Source organism: Wenzhouxiangella indolica (assembly GCF_042310355.1).
GTDB lineage: Bacteria > Pseudomonadota > Gammaproteobacteria > Xanthomonadales > Wenzhouxiangellaceae > Wenzhouxiangella.
Window position 1 is genome coordinate 42,257 of record NZ_JBHJMR010000016.1, and the last position, 19,280, is coordinate 61,536.

Annotated in this window: 13 protein-coding genes; 11 read left to right on the plus strand and 2 right to left on the minus strand. The window is 64.2% G+C overall.

Annotation, left to right across the window (positions count from 1 at the left end):
- Positions 1-2,047: 2,047 nt before the first annotated feature.
- Both ACDC67_RS13905 and ACDC67_RS13910 read right to left on the minus strand, forming a co-directional pair.
- The gene (locus ACDC67_RS13905) at positions 2,048-3,487 is read right to left on the minus strand and encodes a hypothetical protein (RefSeq protein ID WP_376694085.1); all 1,440 of its coding nucleotides are present in this window, start codon (positions 3,485-3,487) and stop codon (positions 2,048-2,050) included.
- Between the two features lie 228 nt (positions 3,488-3,715).
- A complete protein-coding gene (locus ACDC67_RS13910; RefSeq protein WP_376694086.1) occupies positions 3,716-4,579 on the minus strand; it encodes an Nmad3 family putative nucleotide modification protein in 864 nt (287 codons plus the stop codon).
- A 78-nt stretch (positions 4,580-4,657) separates the two neighbouring features.
- Here ACDC67_RS13910 and ACDC67_RS13915 point away from each other — a divergent pair, with 78 nt between their 5' ends.
- The 11 genes from ACDC67_RS13915 to xth all read left to right on the plus strand — a co-directional run bounded on the left by ACDC67_RS13915 (position 4,658) and on the right by xth (position 18,887).
- The gene (locus tag ACDC67_RS13915; RefSeq protein ID WP_376694088.1) at positions 4,658-5,755 is read left to right on the plus strand and encodes an energy transducer TonB; all 1,098 of its coding nucleotides are present in this window, start codon (positions 4,658-4,660) and stop codon (positions 5,753-5,755) included.
- 58 nt (positions 5,756-5,813) lie between these two features.
- Positions 5,814-7,703 (plus strand): DNA topoisomerase IV subunit B, encoded by a 1,890-nt coding sequence (gene parE, locus ACDC67_RS13920; protein WP_376694089.1) that lies wholly within the window; start codon positions 5,814-5,816, stop codon positions 7,701-7,703.
- Positions 7,704-7,787: 84 nt separating this feature from the next.
- Entirely contained in the window at positions 7,788-8,348 is a 561-nt protein-coding gene (gene msrB / locus ACDC67_RS13925; RefSeq protein WP_376694091.1) for a peptide-methionine (R)-S-oxide reductase MsrB, read from the plus strand.
- Between the two features lie 16 nt (positions 8,349-8,364).
- On the plus strand, positions 8,365-8,988 hold the full coding sequence (gene msrA / locus ACDC67_RS13930; RefSeq protein WP_376694093.1) for a peptide-methionine (S)-S-oxide reductase MsrA: 624 nt from the start codon (positions 8,365-8,367) through the stop codon (positions 8,986-8,988).
- 83 nt (positions 8,989-9,071) lie between these two features.
- Entirely contained in the window at positions 9,072-11,834 is a 2,763-nt protein-coding gene (locus ACDC67_RS13935) for a M16 family metallopeptidase (RefSeq protein ID WP_376694095.1), read from the plus strand.
- 43 nt (positions 11,835-11,877) lie between these two features.
- A complete protein-coding gene (locus ACDC67_RS13940) occupies positions 11,878-12,537 on the plus strand; it encodes a lysophospholipid acyltransferase family protein (protein ID WP_376694096.1) in 660 nt (219 codons plus the stop codon).
- A 218-nt stretch (positions 12,538-12,755) separates the two neighbouring features.
- Positions 12,756-15,161: a sensor domain-containing protein gene (locus tag ACDC67_RS13945; protein WP_376694098.1), complete on the plus strand. Its 2,406-nt coding sequence runs from the start codon at positions 12,756-12,758 to the stop codon at positions 15,159-15,161.
- Between the two features lie 14 nt (positions 15,162-15,175).
- Positions 15,176-16,354 (plus strand): sulfotransferase, encoded by a 1,179-nt coding sequence (locus ACDC67_RS13950; RefSeq protein ID WP_376694100.1) that lies wholly within the window; start codon positions 15,176-15,178, stop codon positions 16,352-16,354.
- Positions 16,347-17,441 (plus strand): glycosyltransferase, encoded by a 1,095-nt coding sequence (locus tag ACDC67_RS13955; protein WP_376694101.1) that lies wholly within the window; start codon positions 16,347-16,349, stop codon positions 17,439-17,441. Before ACDC67_RS13950 ends, ACDC67_RS13955 begins: the two co-directional genes overlap by 8 nt.
- Complete coding sequence (locus ACDC67_RS13960) at positions 17,431-18,093, plus strand: DUF2334 domain-containing protein (protein WP_376694104.1); 663 nt, start codon at positions 17,431-17,433, stop codon at positions 18,091-18,093. Before ACDC67_RS13955 ends, ACDC67_RS13960 begins: the two co-directional genes overlap by 11 nt.
- Before the next feature lie 26 nt (positions 18,094-18,119).
- Positions 18,120-18,887 carry an exodeoxyribonuclease III gene (xth, locus tag ACDC67_RS13965; RefSeq protein ID WP_376694106.1) on the plus strand — a complete coding sequence of 256 codons (768 nt, stop codon included), beginning with the start codon at positions 18,120-18,122 and terminating at the stop codon, positions 18,885-18,887.
- The last annotated feature ends 393 nt before the right edge of the window (positions 18,888-19,280 follow it).

The following is a 19,280-nucleotide window of genomic DNA, read 5'->3' on the forward strand; positions in this document are numbered from 1 at the left end:
CGACATCGCTAAGCATAATATTGTCTTCGCTTAGGTGCCGCAATTCGTGCCCAACGGAATCGTACGCTTCTCCCAAAGTACTTGCACCCTGGGCGTCCACTCTAATCGTAATATTTCCGGGCCGACGAGAGACTCGATGCTCCGACACCACGTCGAATCTGATTCGAGCAGCAGCACCCTCCAAGTCCTCCACGTAACGCCAATTTATGCCCTCGAAACCTCCAATGAGATCAGTAGACTTAATCCCCAAAGGGAGTTCATTTGCTCGGATGGCAGCAACGACTCGTTCACGGGCAACCCTAAAAGTTTCTTTTGGATCAGACCCATATGAAGGATCGACATCGAGCAACGACTTGCGATCGCGCGATGTACTCTGCATTGCGCTGACCATAGCAAACTGCATAGCAGCAGTCGCGGCCCCATTTGCGAACTTTCCTTGAGTCAGAATATCGGGAAATCCCACATGCTGCATAGCTCGGATGATTTGGGGTACGCTGAAGTCAGCGCCAATCGGGGGCCTGTTCGTTCCAATCAGCCCACCCAAAAAGCCAAGAAGAGCCCCTATGAATCCTTGTACTCAGAGGCGGCCCAAAACGCCCATGCAGTAGCGTATCTTCGGTAGCATGACTCATCATCATCACAATTGTAGAATTCTAAATTGAATTCCGTCAGCCACGGCAAAAGATACAGGACAAGCTGCCGGCGCTCTGAAAAAGAATGGTGGTAGACTCGTTCTCGCGACCAGAATGGTGGAGCAAAACTGCCCGTTTCTAGAGATCCCCTAGACCCCAACTGAGCAATCAAACATCTGATTTGTTGTCTGGAAAGCCGGCCGACACTAAAAAGCCTATCTATTATTCTTTGTTGATTCCTCCCGTCAATCTCAGCAATGTCAAAATTAAATGCCTTAGCGCATGAGGGAGTATCTGAAAGAAACCTTTCTCCGATGCGTCGCGCTCGTTGGGAAATTGATCTCAAGTTTCTTTCTGATAGAGCCTGACCATGGATCCAGCCATCTCCTGGAATCCGGATCGCCTGCGACCACGAGCTCCCTTCCTGAACAACCCTTCTAATAAAGACAGTACCCTCCCTGCCTGAACTTTCAATAGCGATATCGGGGTGGTCTGAACTTGCCAACATTGCATATATTGGCGTGTGCCCCTCGCAGCCTTCAACATCGATAGCGATGTGCCCTCTTGGATCGGAGTCAAGCCTTTCGACAGCTTCAATTACCCCGCTACAAGCAGACTCTGACAGGACGACCGCTACTGTAGTCGCAATCATCGACTTAGAGCCACCAACCCTTTCGACATCACCACTTGAGGAGCAACTTACGGGGGCTAGCAAGGCAAACAGCACTGCAGCTCTTCCAATCATCATTACCAATTCTTCCTCTCCAATCGCGGATCCCAACCCCCCGCCGTGTTTGCCCTTATCACCGATATCTGATCATTGGTTAAGGAGGGGCCAAAATCGGCCATCATATTTCCGCGATAATTATCAGCCGGAACCGTGCCGTTAGGCGTTTCAATGTACCTATCATCGAGACCAAATGCGTGACCTACCTCATGGGTAAAGACTGCCCCAGGTGCTGACCACCTTATATCCATATGTGAAATCTTTCCAAACCAGGTATCACTGACCCCACTCCTCTCCGTCATCCCTACGACGTTGACAACGAGAGCATTGGGATTCTGGGCGAGAGATGTTCGCCTAAACTCAAGGTGGATGCCGTGACTACCATAAAATGCTTCCGCATGTGCGGTCCAAACGTCAGCCATCTCGTAAAACGAATAACTAACCCCATCTGCAAACGTTAGCGCGTAAGGAACTTCAGCCGGAGCGAGCAAAGGGGGATGCCAGCCACTGTTACCATACCCGCCGTTCGCAGATCCAGAACGATTTGGCTCCCGAGATGAACCGCCGTTCAATGCTCGACCGGCAGCGTACTGGAAAGCAGCAGTCGCCGCCCCATTTGCGAAAACGGGGCCACCCGCTTGGATGGCCCCGGATTCGATTCACAGTGGGTATCAATATTGCCTCAGGGCTACGGGCACATCTGCTGCTCGGTGTTGTAGACCTTGACGATCTCGTAGACGCCCGAGCCGAAGCCACTGGTCGAGTTGTAGTGGACCGTGCCTTCCTCGCAGTCGTCGAAGGTGAAGGACAGCGTTCCCCAGTCGCTGATGACGACGTCGGAACTGTCGAAGTCGGGACCGAAGACCGGGCCGGTGACCTGGTTGACGCTCATGGTCGCCTGGCTGCCCTCGAAGTTTTCGGCCACGCCGGTCAGCCACATCTGGTTGCCGGCGTCATCGTAGGTGAACCAGATGGCGACGAGCTGGTTGCTCTCGGTCACGTCGATCATGAAGCCTTCGCCGTCGTGCCCGAACACCGACCAGTTGCCGCCCAGGCCGCGTGGCCGACTCACGGTCGTGATCTGAAGGCCAACGTTGTCTCGGCGAGAGGAATCGAGCGGCGGCGACGTACCGTGGGTCTGGACGATATCGGTGCAGCCGCCCGAACCATTGGCCACGTCGTAGCTGATGCCAGCGCTACCGGGCTGTCGAACGATCTCGTGGCTGAAGGCAACCACCGCACCCTCGGTAACCGTCGCGCCGCCGAAGTCATAGGTCTGGCGCACGACGTCACTGCCACTGGAAGAATTGAAGGAAACCGTCCGTCGACCGATCAGCCGACCGTCGTAGGCGCCCTCGCGGGCAGTCAACTCGAGCTTGTAGTTTCCGGCGGCTTTTGGATAGTACTGCAGGGTGACCTCGTCGAGCCGTTCGGCAGGGAAGTCCTCGACATAGAAGCCGCGCCCGAGATTGTCGCCGCCGGTGCCATCGAAGGGGCAGGCATAAAGAGGAGGAAGCGGCGGCGGCGATGAAATGACCCCTTCCGTAACCAGCCCACCATCACTGGTGGTGGCGGCCGCCGAGGCAGCGTCCTTGTCGAAGGCGTACTCGCTCTTGACATCCCGCGTGTCGCCATCGAAGAAGTAGCCGTCGGCGCCGGCCGGACAGTCCTCTACCGTGATGTCGATAAGCAGGTTGCGCGGCGATCCCTGGAAATTGAAGGGCACGTCGATCGGCAGCTGGAAATCGAATGGGTTGGTCGGCGAGTCCGTGCCAGCCGACACCGTGAGGTCGCCCTGGAAGACCAGGGTCTCGTCGGAACCGACGTTGTCGGCAAAGGTCTTGCTCATATTGCCGGGCGTGCGGGTCGTCGACGACAGTTTGATGGTGGTGTCGCCGTAGGTCACCGAACCGAGCGCCGACTCGCCATCGTCTAGGCGGAATGCGAGGCCACTGATATTGCCGCCGCTGATGGCGTCGCCGCTAACGATCTGCTGGAATCGCATACCATTCGTGCACTGCCCTGTGGCTCCGAAAGGCTCGCTGGTGCTGGTGTTGCCCGGTGAGCCCGCGGCTTCGTCCGGGACCACGAACAGCGCGATGGCGGCGTGCAACTGACTCGCCGCCAACAAGGCCGCCAGCGCAATCGCCGGTATTAGCCCTCTGCGACCTGCGCGGGCTGTCTGGTTCAGGAATTCTGGATACATGGTGCACCTCCGTGCGTAGAAACCAATGCCGACGCGCGCACGCGCTCTGGAAACACGCGCCGACCTTTCATCCATACATGACGTAATTTCCGCCCGGATCGCGCCGTACATCTTCACCTGCGTGAAGGCAGCGGGCACCTCATCGGCGGTTCACCCCCGACCCAGGCGCGCAATCAGTGCCTCCAGCCAGGCGGCGGCGCGCGGATAATGGTCGGTCGAGAAGACGAACTCCTGGCCCCGGGCGGCCGAGCGCAGGCGGGTGATTCCGTCGACGGTGGACCAGCGCGACGACTGGCGATGGTAGGACGGCGCGACCTGCATGCCCGACGGCGACATCCACGCGGGAAGCCGCCAATCGCTCGGCCGCCCCGAGGCCGGGTCGCTGAGCCTGAGGAGGCGGTTCAGCCGCGGAAAGGTTCCGCTGCCCGGCAGGCCCGGCCGCCCGAAGCCGGGCAGCGCCAGGCGCCGGCGGGCCAGGTAGAGGACATTGTCGGGTGTCGGCGCGTGCTGGAAATGGGGGTGCTCGCCGACCCGGCGCCGAATCGAATCCGGGCATTCGCCGACCGGCACGACGGAATCGACCTGCAGCCAGCCCCAGATCAGGTGCAGGCGGGGCGCGGCCGAGTCGAAGACAAATCGCCCACGCTGTCTCACCACCCGCTGGAACAGACCGAAGAAGACGAACAGATCGCCGGGTCCGACGCCCTCGTTGCGCAGGTGTCCCTGGGCCGCGCCTTCCTGGCCGAAGAGCGGCCGCCAGCCGGCCGGTCGCGGACGGTCGGCCGCGACCAGGTCCGGATCCAGATGCGCGCGCGAACTGCGCCGTATCCGCCCGCCGGTCAGGTTCGAGACCAGGGCGCCGATGTCACGCCCCGGACTGCCGATCTGGCCGTAGCGCAGCGGCGAACGCGGATCGGGAATCGGCAGCGACACGATCCGCCCGTCCGGCAGGATCGGGCTGGGTACGCCGCCGGCCGACGAGTCAAAGCCCTTGCGGCTGAGGATGATCTTCATGACAGACCTGCCACCAAATTGCCGAGAGCGGTTTGGCGATGCTAAATTGAAATCGGTGTTGGACACATGGAGATTGTAGTGATCCGGAAGAATGTGCTGATTGGGGGATGGGGACTGTTGATCGTGACCGGCGCCTTCGCCGAGGCGACCAACCACACGCTACCGGAATGTTCGGCTCAAGATCGCGATGTCGAAGTTCTCTCCCGCCAGGAACCCTACTATCCGCATTCTGCGCAGATGTTCTGCGTGACGGGCAGGGTCAAGGCGGCATTCACGATCGACCGTCAGGGCAAGCCGAAGGACATCGAGATCCTCGAGAGCAAGCCCGAAGGGATTTTCGACCGGTCCACCGTGGAAACGATCGAGCAGTGGCGCTTTATCCCGGCCTGCCGCGAAGGCGAGCGGGCCGAACGCGAAGCCGTGCAGACGATCAATTTTCGCTTGCCGGATGCCGCCGGACAGACTTGTGCCGAAGCGGTCGGGCAACTCGACGACAGAACGGCCGACCTGCTCGGCGAGATTGGCGCCCGATATGCGTTGCTCGCGGAATACTGGCGGACCGGTGCTGGCGGTCCAGCGGTGAAGTCAGCCCTGGAAGCGCCTTTCAGCGACTTCTCGGGCGACCTCGCCCGGGTAGCCACTTTTCATCGGCGGTCTCTCGAGGCGATTGTGCAAAACTGGCGGGGCCCCCACGTCAACCGGCTATTCTCCGAGGCCGTCGTTGCCCTGATGCCTGATTCGCTGGAAGATGACCGGGCACTCGAGCAAGCGCGGGAGCGCTTCGAGCGCAGCCGCTCCGCCTTCGACAAGCAACGCGAGCGGGCACGGCGGGTGCATGAAGAACTGTCTGCGGCCTACCGGCGGCTCGAACGCGACACCCGAATGGACAACGAGACCCTGACGCTCCTTGTCGAGCCATTCACCGGCGACCCGGAAGTTTCTTTCGAGCAGACGATCCAACCAGTAAGCAAGTCGATCGGGGACCTTGAGCGGGTTCTGACTTTTCTCGAGTCGAAACGCGAGGAATGGCGAATCGTCGACAACGAAGTCCGCTTCGACCGTGAAGACGACCTCGTCACCTACCAGGCCCTGTGGGAAGACTTCCTGGAGCATCGACACAGGCTCGAGACCGAGGCCTTGAACAGCATGCGAAGCTTCGAGGATTACGCCGACTAAAACCCGGTCGATTGCGCCATAATGAGGCGCCAGTCATCCGCACCGGGAAGCAATCTCCATGAGCAACGCCTACCAGGCGTCCGATATCGAAGTCCTCCAGGGCCTGGAGCCGGTCCGGCGCCGGCCTGGGATGTATACCGACACGACCCGGCCCAATCACCTGGTCGCAGAGGTGGTCGACAACGCCGTCGACGAAGCCCTGGCCGGCTACGCGAAGCATATCGAAGTAATCCTGCACGAGGATGGCGCGGTCGAGGTCACCGACGACGGCCGCGGCATGCCGGTCGACCCCCACCCGGAGCACAAGCTGCCCGGAGTGGAGTTGATCCTCACGCGCCTGCACGCCGGCGGCAAGTTCTCGGGCAAGAACTACAAGTTCTCCGGCGGCCTGCACGGGGTCGGGGTTTCGGTGGTCAACGCCCTGTCGAAGAAACTGGTCTGCCGCATCAAGCGAGGCGGCGAGGAACACGAGATCGTCTTCGCCGGCGGCGAAACCGAGAAGTCGCTGACCGTCGTCGACTCGGTCGGCAAGCGCAATACCGGCACCCGGGTACATTTCTGGCCCGACCCGCAATACTTCGACTCGCCCAATATTTCCCGCCCGCGCCTGAAGCACCTGCTGAAGGCCAAGGCCATTCTCTGCCCCGGCCTGGAAGTCAAACTCGACGACCGCGTCAACAAGGATGTCGAAACCTGGCAGTTCGAAGACGGCCTGACCGACTACCTGACCGAAAGCCTCCAGGGCCTCGAACGCGTACCCGAAAAGCCGTTCACCGGCGAGTTCTCCGGCGCCGACCAGGAGGCCCAGTGGGCGTTGAGCTGGGTGCCCGAAGGCGAACTGGTCCAGGAGTCGTACGTCAACCTGATTCCGACACCGTCCGGCGGCACCCACACCAACGGCCTGCGCACGGGCCTGATCGAAGCCCTGCGCGAGTTCTGCGAGATCCGCAGCCTGCTGCCGCGCGGCGTCAAGCTCGCGCCCGAAGACGTCTGGGAGCGGCTGAGCTTCCTGCTGTCGATCAAGCTCGAGGATCCGCAGTTCTCGGGCCAGACCAAGGAGCGCCTGTCGTCGCGCTCGGCCGCCAGCTTCGTCTCCGGCGTGGTCAAGGACGCCTTCGCGCTGTGGCTGAACAAGCACGTGAGCGACGGCGAGACGATCGCGAAACTGGCCATCGACAATGCCCTCAAGCGCCAGAAAGCGCGCAAGAAGGTCGCCCGGCGCAAGGTCACCGCCGGCCCCGCCCTGCCCGGCAAGCTGGCCGACTGCGCCTCGACCGACCTGGAGGAAACCGAGCTGTTTCTCGTGGAAGGGGATTCGGCCGGCGGCAGCGCCAAGCAGGCGCGCAACCGCGAGTACCAGGCGATCATGCCGCTCAGGGGAAAGATCCTCAATACCTGGGAGACCGACCCGGCCCAGGTGCTGCAATCGCAGGAAGTCCACGACCTGGCGATCGCCATCGGCGCCGACCCGAGCTCAGACGATCTGAGCAAACTCAGGTACGGCAAGGTCATCATCCTGGCCGACGCCGATTCCGACGGCCTGCACATCGCCACCCTGCTCTCGGCGCTGTTCCTCAAGCACTTCCGACCGCTGGTCGATGCCGGACGCGTGTTCGTGGCCATGCCGCCGCTGTTTCGCATCGACGTGGGCAAGCAGACTTTCTACGCCCTCGACCGCGAGGAGCGCCAGGGCCTGTTCGCCCGCATCGAGGCCGAAAAGCTCAAGGGCAAGGTCACCGAAACGCGCTTCAAGGGCCTGGGCGAGATGAGCCCGCTGCAGCTGCGCGAGACGACCATCGACCCCGACACCCGCAGGCTCCTGCAGCTGACGGTCGACGACCCGGCCCAGACCGACGCCCTGATGGACATGCTGCTGGGCAAAAAGCGTGCATCCGACCGCCGGGCCTGGCTCGAGGAAAAGGGCAACCTCGCCGAAATCGAAGTCTGAGCGACAGTGCCCAGGTCGTCTCACGCCCAACCCACCGAGAGGCTCTTGACGAACTACTGACGCTGAATCTGATCCAATGCGGTAATGAAAACGTCAATCCGCAATGGTTCCCGCAGGCGCCTGCTCGGGCTGGCAGCAAGCTCGCTGCCGCTGCTCTGGCTGGGCGGCCTGCCCACTCGCAGTCTTGCAGGAGAGACCATGAATTCGATGCCGATGTCGTTCGAACCCCTCAAACTCGACGACTCCCGCTGGCGCGAGCTCCTCTCGCCGGAGGCGTATCGAGTCCTGCGCCGCGAGGCGACCGAGCGCGCCGGGAGCAGCCCGCTGAACGACGAAAAGCGCGTGGGCACCTACATTTGCGCCGGCTGCTTCCTGCCCCTGTTCTCGAGCGAGCACAAGTTCGAATCGGGAACCGGCTGGCCCAGCTTCTACCAGCCCATTCATCCCGATCACATGCAGACCCGCAAGGATTTCCGCCTGATCTGGCCGCGCACCGAGTATCACTGCGCGCGCTGCGGCGGCCACCAGGGCCATGTCTTCGACGACGGCCCCGAGCCGACCGGCAAGCGCTGGTGCAACAACGGGGTGGCGCTCGATTTCGTGCCCGAGGGCGAATCGCTGCCCGAATTGCGCCAGGCCGGGTGAATCAGTGAAAACGCCGATGAACGCAGTTAAACGCAGATCGCTGAATACCTTCACCGCGGCCGTCGCGTTCATCCTGCTTGCAGGCGCGCAATTGGCCGGGGCGGATGAAACGGCGTATGCCCGGGCGACCTTTGCCGGGGGATGCTTCTGGTGCATGGAGCCGCCCTACGACAAGGTAGACGGCGTGGTCGAGACGATTTCCGGCTTCAGCGGCGGGCAGGTCGAGAACCCGACCTACGACCAGGTCGTTCGCGGCGGCACCGGCCATCTGGAAGTCGTCCAGGTGGTCTACGATCCGGAAAAGGTCGACTACGAGGAGCTGCTGGAGATCTACTGGCCCAACGTCGATCCTTTCGACGGCGACGGACAGTTCTGCGACCGCGGTGAGAGCTACCGACCGGCGATTTTCGTGCATGACGATCGGCAGGAGCGCCTGGCGCGCGCGAGCCTGGCCCGTATCGAGCGGCGCTTCGAGCAGCCGATCGAAGTCACCATCGAGCCCTTCGAAGCCTTTTACGCCGCCGAGGATTACCACCAGAACTACTACCAGGAGAACTCGGTGCGCTACAAGTATTACCGCTGGCGCTGCGGCCGGGACGACCGCCTGGAGTCCGTCTGGGGGGACGAAGCCGGCGGCTGACCATGACTTTCGTCACGCTCATCGTGACCGCCGATGCGGCATGATGGGCGCCCGATCCAATGCTCATGAACGGAGACTCTCTCATGCAGAAGCTTGCGTGTAACGGCAGACTTTGGCTTTTCTCACTGCTCCTGACGCTGCCCTTGCTGGCCGGCGCCCAGGCCGGCGACATCGAACCGGTCACCAGCGTGGAAGGCATTACCGAATACCGGCTCGACAACGGCATGAAGGCGCTGCTGATGCCCGACGGCAGCCGGCCGACGACGACCATCAACATCACTTACTTCGTCGGCTCCAAGCACGAGAGCTACGGCGAGACGGGCATGGCCCACCTGCTCGAGCACATGCTGTTCTACGGTACGCCCGACCACCAGGACATCAAGGCCGAGATCTCCGAGCGCGGCGGACGCGCCAACGGCACGACCTGGTACGACCGCACCAACTATTTCCAGACCCTGCCGGCAGGTGAGGAAAACCTCGAGTGGGCGATCCGCATGGAAGCCGACCGCATGGTCAATTCCCTGATCGACGGCGAGGACCTGGAGTCGGAAATGACGGTCGTTCGCAACGAGTTCGAGATCGGCGAGACGAGCCCGTTCCGCGTGCTGATGCAGCGCGTCATGGCCACCGCCTACATGTGGCATGGCTACGGTCGCTCGACCATCGGGGCACGCTCCGACATCGAGAACGTGCCGGTCGAGCGCCTGCAGGACTTCTACCGCCGCTACTACCAGCCCGACAATGCCGTCCTGATCCTGTCGGGCAATTTCCAGCCCGAGCGCGCGCTGGAACTGGTCGAGAACCACTTCGGCGCCATCCCCGAACCTGAACGCAGCGGCGACATGAAACTGTGGCCGACCTACACGCGCGACCCGGCCCAGGACGGCGAACGCAGCGTCAACGTCCGCCGTGTCGGGGAATTCCAGATGGTCATGGGCGCCTGGCACGTGCCGGCCTCCGCTCATGCCGACTACGCCGCCATCCAGGTACTGGCCCATGTGCTGGGAGAAGCCCCCAGCGGTCGACTGCACCAGGCCCTGGTCGAGCAAGAACTGGCCAGCCAGGTCGGCGCGTTCTCCATGGCGCTGGGCGAGCCCTCCCTGCTGATGACTTTCGCCCAGGTCGATCGCGACGACGATCTCGCAGCCGCGCGCCAGGCCCTGATCGACACCATCGATGCCGTGGCGGACAATCCGCCGACGCAGGAGGAAGTCAGCCGGGCAGTCAATGCGCTCAAGCGCAACGTCGAAGTCACGCTCAACGATTCCAATCGCGTCGGCATCGAGCTGAGCGAATGGGCCGCCAGCGGCGACTGGCGCCTGATGTTTCTCAATCGCGACCGGCTCGACGAGGTCACCGTCGACGATGTCGTGCGCGTGGCCGACAAGTACCTCAAACGCGACAACCGCACCCTGGGCCAGTTCATCCCCGACAGCGACCCCCAGCGCGCGGAAATTCCCGAAGCACCCGAAACCGAGGAACTGCTGGCCGACTACCAGGGCCGCGAAGGCCGCAGCCAGGGCGAGTCCTTCGACCCGACGGCCGAGAACATCGAGAGCCGACTGGTTCGCTTCGAGCTGGCCAACGGCGCGAAGGTCGTGCTGCTGCCGAAGGAAACGCGCGGCGATCGCGTCGAGGGCCGCATCGTCATGCGCACGGGCACCCTCGAGAGTCTGACCGGTATGGGCGATGTGCCCGGCACGACCGGCGCGATGCTCATGCGAGGGTCGGAGAACTACGATCGCCAGGCGATTCGCGACCGCGTCAGCGAGCTGCAGTCGACCCTGTCGATCAACGGCGGCGCCACGGTTTCGGCCAGCATGGAAAGCGTCCGCGACAATCTCGGCGACTTGCTCACGCTGACCGCCGACGTGCTGCGCAACCCGACCTTCGATCAATCGGAGCTGTCCGAACTGCGGCGCCAGCAGCTGACCCAGCTCGACCAGTCGCGCGATGACCCCATGTCGGCCGCCTCGCGAATGCTCGGTCGCCACAGCAACCACTACCCGCCGGAGCATCCCGAATACACGCCCAGCTGGGAGGAAGCCGAAGCCCGGATCGAGGCGGTCGAGCGCGACCAGCTTGTCGACTTCCACCAGCGCTTCTACGGTTTCGGCCCGGGTACGACAATCAGCTTCGTCGGTGATTTCGACCCCGAGGAGCTGCGCGGGCAGCTGGAATCCCTGTTTGCCGACTGGGACCAGGAGATCGCCTTCGAGCGCTACGAACGTCCCTACCATGAGCCCGAACCGGCCGCGCTCGAAGCACAGCTCGACGACAAGGCCAACGCCGGACTGCTCGGCAGCCAGCCCATCCGGATGAGCGACGAGCATCCCGACTACCCGGCGCTGTCGCTGGCCGGCCACCTGCTCGGCGGCGGCTTCCTGAGCTCGCGCCTGGCCGATCGCATTCGTGACACCGAGGGCCTGAGCTACGGCGTGGGCGGTCGCATCAACGCCAACAGCATCGACGAGCGTGGCTCCCTTTTCGTGTACGCCATGTACGCGCCGGAAAACCGCGAGCGCCTGGTCGAGGTGCTGTTCGAAGAGCTCAACGCCGCCGTCGACGACGGCTTCGACACCGAGGAAGTCGAGCAGGGCCGGCGCGGTTACCTGCAACAGCTCGAGCTGGCGCGCAGCGACGACGGCCAGCTGACGTCGATGCTCAACAACCATCTCTACCTCGACCGCGACATGCAGCACCAGGCCGAATTCGAGCAAAAGGTCGCGGAATTGAGCGCCGAGGATGTCAGTGAGGCGGTTCGCGAGCACCTCGATCCCGAGCGGCTCAGTTATGCCGTCGCCGGCGACTTCGAGGACGAATCGAGCGAGGAATCCGACGACTGAGTGATCGGGCCGGCGGCACCCGCCCGGGTGCCGCCGGGGTATCATGCGCGGCATCATGTTTCGCCGCGTCATCCTTCCAAGAATCGTATACGCCGTCTACCGTGGCTGGAGCGCGACCTGGCGACTGCGCCGGCGCGAGCCCCCGGCCATGCTCGAGCGGATGCACAAGGGCCAGCCTTTCGTCGTTGCCATGTGGCACGGCGACGAGTTCGGCCTGATCTGCTTCTCCCGCTTCTATCACCTGGCCACCATGACGTCGTGGAGCAAGGACGGCGAATTGATGGACTACGTCCTGCGCAGGCTCGGCTTCGAAACCGCGCGCGGCTCATCGAGCCGGGGCGGTTCGAGCGCGCTGCGCGGCCTGTTGCGCCTGGCAAGACGCGGCTGGTCACCGGTCATCACCGTCGACGGACCGCGCGGGCCGGTTCACAAGGCCAAGCCCGGCGTGCTCGAGCTGGCCCGCATGACCGGCCTGCCCGTGTTTCCCTGCGCGATGGCCTGCACCCGCCATTTGCCCCTGCACCGCTCCTGGGACCAGGCGAAGCTGCCGACCCCGTTCGCGAAAGTACTGATCTACTGGGGCGACCCGATCATCGTCGATCGTGAAACCGACGCGCGCTCGCCGGCGATGACGCAGCGCCTGGAAGACGCCATCAACCGCTGCAGCCGGGAAGCGAGAGCGACGCTGGCGGCCGGAGATTGAGGCATCCCGCAAGACCGGCGCCGGGCCGTGACACGTCTCACAGCGGACCCCGAAGGCGCCTGCCCGGGCTTCGTGCAACGTGCTATCGTTCGCGGCGCGCTCAGTAGCCATTTCTCGAAAAGGGGAGAAACCCGCGGCATGACCCGATCGCCTCAAATGCCCGCCCGGCGCATGAAGCGCCATCCGATGTCGACCACAGGGCTTGCCGGATGCCGGGCATGAACAACGGCGCCGGCAGCGTGTTCGAGAACAACTACTCGGTCATGCTGCTGATCGATCCGTCGGACGGACGGATCGTCGACGCCAACCCGGCGGCCGCCCGCTTCTACGGCTGGTCACGCGAGACCCTGCGCAGCATGCGCATCTCCGAGATCAACCAGCTCGGTGATGCCGAAGTCCGGCGCCGGATGGACGAGGCCCGGCACGAAAAGCGCAATACGTTCCTGTTCCGGCACTGCACTGCCGACGGCAGCGTGCGCGACGTGCAAGTGCAGAGTGGACTGATCGACCATCACGGCCGCAAGCTGCTCTACTCGATCGTTCACGACGCCGGCGAGTACCTGGCGACACTGCGCGCGCTGAAGAAGAGCGAGCACAAGTTCCAGCAAGTCATCCAGGCCGCCCCCGACGCGATCTTCATCCACTCCGACCTGGCTTTCAGCTACGCCAACCATCAAACCGCACGCCTGCTCGGCCTGCGGGACGAAAACGAACTACTGGGCCGGCGGGTCCTCGACTATATCCACCCGGACTTTCGCGAACTCGCCCGATCGCGCATTTCCAGGATGGCGGTCACCGGCGACGGCGTGCCACCGGCCGAGGTGGACATGCTGCACGCCGACGGCAGCATCATCCACGTCGAAGTGTCCTCGGTTCCGATCGAACATGACGACCGATCCGGCATCCTGGTCATCGCGCGCGACATCACGCTCAGGCGCCAGGGCATGCAGCGCCTGCGCCTGTCGGCGACGGTGTTCGAGAACACCGGCGAGGGCATCATCATCACAGACGCCAGCAGTCGTATCGTCGGCGTCAATCGGGCATTCAGCCGCATCACCGGCTACGCCGAGGCCGAGGTTGTCGGAGAGAACCCGCGTCTCCTGCAGTCGGGCCGCCAGGGCCGCTCGTTCTACCGCCGACTCTGGAAAGGGCTGCGCGAGAAAGGCCGCTGGCAGGGCGAGATGTGGAACCGGCGCAAGGACGGCAGCCTCTACCCGCAGCTGACCCGCATCAACGCCGTGCGCGACGACCAGGAAAGGCTGACGCATTACGTGGCGGTCATCACCGACCTCAGCGAGCTGCACAGCTCGCAGCAGAAGATCGAGAAGCTCTACTACCACGACCTGCTCACAGGGCTTCCCAACCGGGTGATGTTCCTTGCCCGGCTAAAGTCGGCCCTGGCGCGCGTGAGGCGACGCAATCACGCCGTCCACGTGCTGCATATCGATCTCGACGGCTTCAAGCACATCAACGAAAGCCTGGGCCTTCAGGCCGGGGACCAGGTGCTTCAGGAAACCGCGCAGAGGCTGCAGGCAGTGCTGGCGCCGCAGCATCTCATCGCTCGCATCGGAGCCGACGAGTTCGCCGTCCTGCTGGCCGGAGGATCGAACGCCGAATCCCTGGCCGAGGCCGCCCGCGCGGCCCTGGCCGAGCCGATCACGGTCAACGACCGCGTCCTGTTCGCCACCGCCAGCGTCGGCATCGCCGTGGGCTGGCAGTCCAGCTGCGATCCGGAGGCCCTGTTGCAGCAAAGCGACGCCGCCTCCCACCAGGCCCAGGGCGAGGGCGGCAACCTCGTTCGGCACTACAGCGAGGAACACGGGCAGTACGCACACGACCGCGTCCTGCTGGCGGCCCAGCTGAGACAGGCCATCGAGCGCCGTGAACTGATCGTCCACTACCAGCCCCAGGTCGACCTCGAATCCGAACGCGTGGTGGGCCTGGAGGCGCTGGTAAGGTGGCAGCATCCCGACCTGGGCCTGCTCTCGCCGGAGCGCTTCATTCCCATCGCCGAGGACACCGGCCTGATCATCGACCTGGGCCGGCTGGTACTCGAAACCGCCTGCAGCCAGGCGCGATCATGGCTGGACCAGGGCATCGACTTCGGTTTGCTGTCGGTCAACGTCTCGGGCGTGCAGGTCCAGCGAAGCGACCTGCGGGACATGGTCGAGCAGGTTCTGGACCAATGCGAGCTGCCTGCCCACTACCTGGAACTGGAGTTGACCGAGAGTTTCATCATGGGCTCGGGCGATTCGGCTTCCGAGCTGCTTCAGGGCCTCAAGCGGCTGGGACTTGGCATCGCCATGGATGATTTCGGCACCGGTTATTCGTCCCTGGCCTACCTCAAGGAATTACCCTTCGACACGCTCAAGATCGACCAGAGCTTTACCCGGACCCTCGATCGCAGCAGCCGGGATACGGCCATCTGCCAGGCCATCGTGGCGCTCGGCCGGGCGCTGGGCTTTCGCACGCTCGCCGAAGGCGTCGAAACCGATGAACAGCGTGAAAAACTGAAATCGATCGGCTGCCGGTTCGGCCAGGGCTTCCTGTTCGACCGGGCGGTCGGCGCCGACCGGGTGCCCGAGGTGATCGAACGCATCAATACCCGCAAGGCGCCCGCCTAGGCGACAATGGGGCCATGTGGCGGCTTTTCCTTGAATCGCAGTGGCGACTGATACGCCTGTGGGCTCGGGCCCTCTGGCCGCCGCGCGACGGCATGGGTCGGAGATCACTGCGACGGGGCCTGGTCATGCTCGCCGTCCTGCCCGTGCTGTTCCTGCTCAATCTCTATCAATGGCTCGGCCTGGCGCTGGACGAAGTGCTCTTTCGCGGTTACCGAAAGGTGGAGGTCAGGCATCCGCTGTTCGTCGTCGGCGTTCCCCGCAGCGGAACGACGTTCCTGCACGGCGTGCTGGCCGAGGACGAGCGCAGCACGACATTCGCCACCTGGGAGTGCTTTTTCGCGCTGTCTGTCACCTGGCGCAAGCTCTGGCGACTCGCCGGCCGTCTCGACGCCGCGCTGGGCCGCCCGCTGGGCCGTCTGCTCGATTTCGTGCTGCGGCGCCTGGCCGGTTCGTTCGAGGACACCCACCCGGTGCGGCTCGACCAGCCCGAGGAAGACTTCTTCTGCCTGCTGCCTCCGATGACCTGTTTCGTGCTGGTCGTGCTGTTCCCCGATTCGCCGGACCTGTGGCGCATGGCCCGGCTCGACACCGACGGCGATACGGCCTTTCGGCGGCGCCAACTCGATTACTACCGGCGCGCCGTGCAGCGCCATCTCTACGTGCATGGCCCGGACCGGCGCTTCCTGTCCAAGAACGCCAGCTTTGCCGGCCTGGTCGGCAGCCTGTCCGAGACCTTCCCGGATGCCCGGTTCATCGTCTGCCTGCGCGAACCCGGGCAGGCACTGTCTTCGCAGTTGAGCACGCTCGCCGATTCGCTGCGTTTCTTTGCCAGCGATGCCGACCCCCGGCGCTTCAACCGCCGCTTCGTCGAGCTGTTCGCGCTTTATTTCAACAACCTGTTCGAGCAAGCCGATCGGCTGCCGCGGGAGCGAATCGCGCTGCTCAACAATGTCGAGATCCGGGCCAACCTGCACGCGGCCGTTGCGCGGACCCTGGCGCGCCTGGAAGTGGAACCGGCGCCGACTTTTGCCGACCGGCTGGAAGCGCGCGCGCTCGAATCGAAACGCCACCGCTCGGCACACCGACACCGGCTGGCCGACAGCAACCTGGACCCGGAATGGCTCGCCGGGCAATTTGCCGATATCCTTGCGCGTCATGACTTCACCCGAGACCGATTCGCTTCCCGTGACTGACGCCGGCCGCCTGCGCGTTCTGATCTGCTGCGATGCCGCCGTCGAGCGCAACGGCGTGGGCTCGTACTACGGCGACCTGATCGAGCAGATCGGTGACTCGGTGGCCGCGATCGAACTGCTGGCGCCCGGCTACGGCCCGAAACCGCTGCTCGCTTTTCCCTTGCCCGGCGACAGCACGCAGCAGGCGGCGCTGCCGGCGGGCTGGCGCATGGCCCGGGTATTCGATCGGATGAAACCGCAGGTGGTCATCATCGCCACGCCGGGCCCCTACGGCATGACCGGCGCCCGGCTCGCGCGGCGGCGCGGCATTCCCTTCATCTACGGCTTCCACACGCACTTCGAGGCGCTCAGCGAGCTCTACTGGAGCCGCTTGATGACGGCTGTGGCCACGCGCTACCTGGAATCGCGCAATCGCAAGCTGTTCGAGCGCGCGGCCCTGACCCTCGCCCATTCCGACAGCATGGTCGAACTGGCCCGGCGGCTGGGAGCGCGGCGGGCCGCCCTGGCCGCCACCCTGCTGCCCGAGCGTTTCGACCAGCCGCCGGAGCCGGCCGCCGGCCCGGTAGAGAAGATCCTCTTCGTCGGCCGCCTGGCCGCCGAGAAACGCATCGACCGCCTGCTGGACGCCGCCCCCAGGCGCCCGGAGCTGAGCTTCAGCTTTGCCGGACACGGCCCGCTGAGCGAACAGGTCGCCGCGGCCGCGCGCGAGCACGACAACGTCAATCACCTCGGCTGGGTCCAGCGTGAATCCATCCCCTTGCTCCTCGCCGAGCACGATGCCCTGGTGCTGCCCTCGGACGTCGAATCCTTCGGTACCGTCGCGCTCGAAGCCGTCGCCTGTGCCCGCCCGGCCCTGGTGTCCACGCACTGCGGCATCGGCGAATGGCCCGAACTCGATCGCGTGCTCTATCGCTTCGACCCCGACGAACCCGACGCCATGGTGCGCGCGCTGGATGCGCTGGTGGACACGCCGGTCGACGATCGGCGAGACCGGGCGCGGGCCGGCGTGGCGGCCTACTCGGCGATTCGCGACGAAGGCAGAGCACAATGGCTGCGGACCCTGGTCGAGGTCGCCCGTGCGACCTGACATCTCCATCCACGATGTCATGCCCGAAACGCTCGAACGGGTGGCCGAACAGCTCGCCCTGATCGAACATCACTGTCCCGGCCCGGTCACCCTGCTGGTCGTTCCGGGCAGGGACTGGTCGTCGTCCGCAATCGAACGCCTGCGCGACTGGGCAGCGGCCGGGCATGCGCTCGCCGGTCACGGCTGGACGCACCGGGCGCGCCATATCCGCGGGATCAGGCATCGCCTCCACAGCCTGTTCGTCTCCCGCGACTGCGCCGAGCACCTGGCGCTCGAGCGCGACGGCATCGTCGAGCTGATGACGCGCAACCGGCGCTGGTTCATCGAGCACGGCTTGCCCGCTCCCGAGCTCTACGTACCGCCGGCCTGGGCCCTGGGCCGCGTCCGCGCGAACGATCTCAAGCCAACCGGCTTCACGCGCGTGGAGACCATGAGCGGCTACCTGGATATCGCCAGCGGCGCGGTGCGCCGCAGCGCCCTGGTCGGCTTCGAGGCCGCCAGCGCCTGGCAGGTACCGGTACTGAAGGCGTCCAACGCGTTCAACCGGCTGCTCGCCCGCCGATTGCCCCTGCGCGTGGCCCTGCACCCGCAAGACCACCGCCTGCCCCTGGCCGGGGACCTGGAAGCCACCCTCGAACGTTGCGGCCACTGACGCCCGATCGGGTACACTTTCGCCCCATGAAAATCGCAAGCTGGAACGTCAACTCGCTCAAGGTGCGCCTGCCGCAGGTGCTCGACTGGATGGAACACCAGCGCCCGGACGTGCTCGGGCTGCAGGAAACCAAGCTCACCGACGACAAGTTTCCCGTCGAGGCCATCGAAGCCGCCGGCTATCGCGTCGCCTTCGCCGGCCAGCCGACCTACAACGGCGTGGCGTTGATCGCGCGCGAGGAACCGCTCGATGTCGTCACCGAGATTCCGGCCTTTCCCGACGAGCAAAAGCGCGTGATTGCCGCGACCGTCGGCGACGTTCGCGTGATCAACCTCTACGTGGTCAACGGCAAGGAAGTCGGCTCGGACAAGTACGACTACAAGCTGCGCTGGATCGAGGCGGTCCACAACTGGATCGCCGACGAACTGACTCGGCACGACAAGCTCGTGGTCATGGGGGACTTCAACATCGCCCCCGACGACCGCGACGTGCACGATCCCGAAGCCTGGCACGAGAAGATCCTGTGCTCCACGCCCGAGCGCGAAGCGCTGGCGCGAATGCTCGACCTGGGCCTGCACGACAGCTTCCGGCTGTTCGAGCAGCCCGAAGCGACGTTCTCCTGGTGGGACTACCGCGCCGCGGCCTTCCGTCGTGGCCTGGGACTGAGAATCGACCTGGTGCTCTGCTCCAATGCGCTTAAACTGCACTGCGCCACCAGCTACGTGGACAAGGAACCGCGCCGCAAGGAGCGCCCGAGCGACCATGCGCCGGCGGTGGCGGAGTTCAAGATCTGAGGCCTGACGGCTGAGGAGTCAGGGAGAGCCTGACCGGCGTCGCGTGGGTTGGCGCCACCGGGCGGTTTGGGGGCCTCGACAAGTCAACTGCGGTTTCGCCCGGCCTGCTTCGCAGGCACTTTCGGCGAGTACCTTTTTTTCAAAGCGAAAAAAGATACGAAAAAGCGCTTTTCAACGTCAAAGTCCCACGATCCGGGCTTTCAGGACTGGATCCGGGAGGGGGCTGGCCCCTTCGCGGAGCGGACTTCGCGAAGACTCGGTCGGAGGATCCGGTGGCGCTGGCCGGAATTGGGGCGAAGCCCGCACGAGGACGGCTCGGCTTCGAAGGTGGCGCGCTGCGCGCGCGGAGGCTTGATCCAGGCGCGTAGGATGCGTGGAGGCCCGTAGGGCCGT

What these genes read in the sequence shown, in the direction of transcription:
- ACDC67_RS13910 (WP_376694086.1), bottom strand. Translation starts at nt 4,579, where the DNA reads ATGAAGATCATCCTCAGCCGCAAGGGCTTTGACTCGTCGGCCGGCGGC.
- parE (WP_376694089.1), top strand. Translation starts at nt 5,814, where the DNA reads ATGAGCAACGCCTACCAGGCGTCCGATATCGAAGTCCTCCAGGGCCTG.
- msrB (WP_376694091.1), top strand. Translation starts at nt 7,788, where the DNA reads ATGAAAACGTCAATCCGCAATGGTTCCCGCAGGCGCCTGCTCGGGCTG.
- msrA (WP_376694093.1), top strand. Translation starts at nt 8,365, where the DNA reads ATGAACGCAGTTAAACGCAGATCGCTGAATACCTTCACCGCGGCCGTC.
- ACDC67_RS13935 (WP_376694095.1), top strand. Translation starts at nt 9,072, where the DNA reads ATGCAGAAGCTTGCGTGTAACGGCAGACTTTGGCTTTTCTCACTGCTC.
- ACDC67_RS13940 (WP_376694096.1), top strand. Translation starts at nt 11,878, where the DNA reads ATGCGCGGCATCATGTTTCGCCGCGTCATCCTTCCAAGAATCGTATAC.
- ACDC67_RS13945 (WP_376694098.1), top strand. Translation starts at nt 12,756, where the DNA reads ATGAACAACGGCGCCGGCAGCGTGTTCGAGAACAACTACTCGGTCATG.
- ACDC67_RS13950 (WP_376694100.1), top strand. Translation starts at nt 15,176, where the DNA reads ATGTGGCGGCTTTTCCTTGAATCGCAGTGGCGACTGATACGCCTGTGG.
- xth (WP_376694106.1), top strand. Translation starts at nt 18,120, where the DNA reads ATGAAAATCGCAAGCTGGAACGTCAACTCGCTCAAGGTGCGCCTGCCG.